The following is a 518-nucleotide window of genomic DNA, read 5'->3' on the forward strand; positions in this document are numbered from 1 at the left end:
CTGCTGCACGCCGGGCACCTGTGGCACCTGCTGGACAAGGTCGCGCCGATCGCCGACGACGCGCGGCGCGCGGCGGTGGAGGCCGAGCTGCTGGCCTGGATGTCCCGGCGGGCGGCGGTGACCACCCCGGCCCAGCTGGGCGACCGGGCCCGCCGGATCGTCGCCGTCCGCGACGCCCGGGAGGCCGCCCGCCGGCTGGCCCGGGCGCTGCGCGAGCGCGGCGTGTACCTGCGCTCCGAACGCGCCGAGGGCATGGCCGCCCTCAGCGTGGTCTGCACGCTGCCCGAGGCCCGGGCGCTGCACCGGGCGCTGGGCGCCTGCGCCGACGCCCTGGGCACCGAGCCCGGCGATGCGCGCAGCCGCGGGCAGCGGATGGTGGACTGCCTGCTGGACCTGGTGCTGCGCCCCGGCGAGTGCGAGCTGCCGCCGGTGCGGGTGCTGCTCACCGTGGTCGCCTCGATCGGCACCCTGCTCGGCGGCGACGCCCCCGGCGAGGTCGACGGCCAGGTGGTGCCCGC

At 79.5% G+C, this 518-nt stretch carries 1 protein-coding gene; it reads left to right on the forward strand.

Annotation, left to right across the window (positions count from 1 at the left end):
* On the forward strand, positions 1 to 518 hold a 518-nt coding region (locus MY520_RS27970; protein WP_436695961.1), incomplete at both ends, for a DUF222 domain-containing protein.

This window comes from Geodermatophilus sp. CPCC 205506, from assembly GCF_051383635.1.
GTDB lineage: Bacteria > Actinomycetota > Actinomycetes > Mycobacteriales > Geodermatophilaceae > Geodermatophilus.